Origin of the sequence: Microbacterium sp. NPDC078428, from assembly GCF_044542535.1 — a bacterium.
GTDB classification, from domain to species: Bacteria; Actinomycetota; Actinomycetes; order Actinomycetales; family Microbacteriaceae; genus Microbacterium; species Microbacterium limosum.
The window spans coordinates 1-1,370 of sequence record NZ_JBITUP010000017.1; the positions used below are offsets into that span (position 1 = coordinate 1).

Genomic DNA, 1,370 nt, shown 5'->3' on the forward strand with positions numbered 1-1,370 from the left:
GGAGGCGGAGAACTATGACATCGCGCGCCTGGTACCTGTGCTCATCGCGTCTCGTCCTCTGGCCGGAGCCGACGATCTCGCCGCCGTGATTCTCCACCGTCTCAGGGCTGCGACCACCAGCGAGACCGGCAGCACCCAAGCGCGCCGGCCCGCGAAGATGATCGCAGGACTCATCTACGAGTTCACCGGCAGCGCAGACTCGCTCACTCAGCGGGCGCTCGAGGAGCGCCGTGCTCTCATCGAGCAACGAGCCCAGGCCCTCGCCGAGCAGACAGTGCGTGACCGGCCACGCTGGCTCGAATTCCTCGGAACCCCACCCGTGCAGTCCGCGGCACGAGACCAGTGGATGCGCAATCTGCACACCGTCACCGCCTATCGAGACCGACATGGCATCACCGACCCGTATCGAGCTCTCGGCGACCCTCCGCAGAACCGCAACCAGAGTCTGGACGCCGTCCGCGCCCAGCAAGCTGTCGCGAACGCTGCACGACTCGCCACGGCACCAGGAGCCCGCACTCTACCTGCTCAACAGCAGAGTGGCCCGCGGCTCTAAACAGGCGGCGGCGGTCAGTCGTCGTCTGAGTCCCGTAACTCGCGCAGCCGTGCTACCTCGGCCGTTGATATTCCCAGGAGGTGACTGATATCCGCGAACGAGTACCCCTCATCTACCAGCGCGGTCTTCGCTGCCCGCAACAGCACATTCAGCCCGACGTCCGCCTCGATGAGGCGCGCGCGTCGAGCTCCCGCGTCTGCCGCCAGCTGCAGCACACGCGACAACCCGCCGTAGTTGTACGCGACGACCATCGAGTCCAGGGGACGTACCCCGCCAGGATCAATGCTCATCATGATCGCGCCGCGCACCATCTCATCAAGCTCCGGCAATGATGTTGCTGGCACCACCGCGCCCGGCAGCTCGACGACCCTCGCCATCCACCACTCACCCTCGAACGTCACCGTGACATGGAACACACCTGACTCGGTGACGCCATCTCCCCGCGCTTCGTTCATACCTCCAGCATGAAACCACTTCACCGGGCAGGCAAGCGAGATGATCAGCACTCATACCCACGGTCAAGAAAGCCAGGCACGACCTCAGCAGGGTACGGCAGCCTGAGCCCTTGTCGAAAATGGATCGAAGAGTAGAATGAGAGTGGTAGCACCTACACTTCAGGTTGGCTGTGTACAGACAGCTAACGCCCCCGGTCTCAGCCGAGGACAACACTCTCCTAGCCGCTACCGACCATCAGACCCGGTCAGCGAGAGGTTGCGTGTCCCATGATCAGAGCCGCATGGAACTTCGGCGTTTCCATTCATGCATTCCTGCAGTACGCCCCCACGAATCTGATCACCCGCCGCCTGCGCGGCGCGCA

General features: G+C 63.7%; 1 protein-coding gene and 1 pseudogene. One reads left to right on the plus strand and one right to left on the minus strand.

Annotated elements, in window-relative coordinates; all coding sequences use genetic code 11:
- Positions 1-553: pseudogene (locus tag ACIGCK_RS14785) on the plus strand (conjugal transfer protein); the annotation flags it as partial.
- A gap of 14 nt (positions 554-567) precedes the next feature.
- Here ACIGCK_RS14785 and ACIGCK_RS14790 read toward each other — a convergent pair.
- Positions 568-1,059 (minus strand): hypothetical protein, encoded by a 492-nt coding sequence (locus ACIGCK_RS14790; RefSeq protein WP_396667005.1) that lies wholly within the window; start codon positions 1,057-1,059, stop codon positions 568-570.
- Between the last annotated feature and the right edge of the window lie 311 nt (positions 1,060-1,370).